This is a genomic window from Paenibacillus oralis (assembly GCF_003863965.1).
GTDB classification, from domain to species: domain Bacteria; phylum Bacillota; class Bacilli; order Paenibacillales; family Paenibacillaceae; genus Fontibacillus; species Fontibacillus oralis.
The window spans coordinates 1,559,581-1,560,691 of sequence record NZ_RRCN01000001.1; the positions used below are offsets into that span (position 1 = coordinate 1,559,581).

The 1,111-nt window shown below is 47.1% G+C and carries 1 protein-coding gene and 1 pseudogene; one reads left to right on the forward strand and one right to left on the reverse strand.

Annotated features, from left to right (window positions below; genetic code table 11):
• Positions 1 to 276 (reverse strand): transposase (locus EHV15_RS07335; RefSeq protein WP_148101070.1); only part of this gene is annotated, 276 nt, incomplete at its 3' end.
• Between the two features lie 277 nt (positions 277 to 553).
• On the opposite strand from EHV15_RS07335, the pseudogene EHV15_RS38230 reads away from it, so the two are divergent.
• Positions 554 to 711 (forward strand): annotated as a pseudogene (locus EHV15_RS38230) (IS4 family transposase); the annotation flags it as partial.
• Positions 712 to 1,111: the final 400 nt, after the last annotated feature.

Consider the following 1,111-nt stretch of genomic DNA (forward strand, 5'->3'; position numbering starts at 1 on the left):
AAGCAAGAACAACTCCAGCGCATTGAACCACTTGAGCAGGGGCAGATGCGTTCCTTCAAAAATCGTGCCGACCAAAGCCGACGTTTGATGCTTGCACTTTCCGCACTCGAACAAGGGGATATGCCGGGAAGTCAGACGGCTGCACCGGGTATGAGCGCAGCGCGGGCAGACGAAGCCGTTCGGCCACTTCATCGCGATCACCGCCTCCATGCAGGCCTGCTCGCTGTTATAACGGCTGGTGAATGGTTGGAGTTCCGTTCCCGCATTGACCCCCATGTTTACTCGCCCCCGAATCAAGAGTTTGCGAACGTGTGTTCTGTTTATTTCATCATACCAAACACACGTTCCCTTTTCAAGTCGAACATCTCACCTGAACGGCCTCATTTTTTCCCCCATCTCTTTTTCTTCTCTCTTTTTTTGGAACTCTTGCTCTAGCCCACACCCCCTGCTCCCTTAACGAAAGGGATAATCGTGCAAAGGCTGCAGGCAGGGACACGAAGACACGAAGACACGAAGACATGAAGACACGAACCCTTTAGACAGCCACCTCACCTGGCGTCGATTTGTGAAAATGCCCGAAACGGCTACAGTGCAAAAGGTAGATGTGCTGACCTCGGCGGATCGTGACGCCCTCTTCATCGTTGACGCTTCTATGCTTCCATGTTTAAGCAGAATCGTAGCAAAGCGGTCGAGTTGCTTGCCCAATTTAGGAAAGACACTGTCCGCCTCTGATTCAGCGTCAACTCCGGCAATGGATTGCTGCTTTACCCAGCTAAATCAAGACTTGTTTGCCAATTTTTTTACTGTGAAAGTTGAGTTATAAAAAGCGGCACTCGAAAGAGGATTAATCCGCATAAGAGAGAATTTTAAAGGCTTAAAATGAACCGCGTCTCCGTTGTGTTAAGCACGATTCACAATGGAGACGCGGTTTTTCGCTTCATTACTAATTGTTAAATATATGCTTGCAAGAAGTACAATTTAGTACTAATGTAAAAAAGTAGTAGGGAAAATAAGGAAACACCGCTTTTTAGAGGGAGGCGCTATGAATATTTACAGGATTAGTAATACGGTAGGTAACGGAATTGAGCGAATATATAAAAGGAAAGAAATG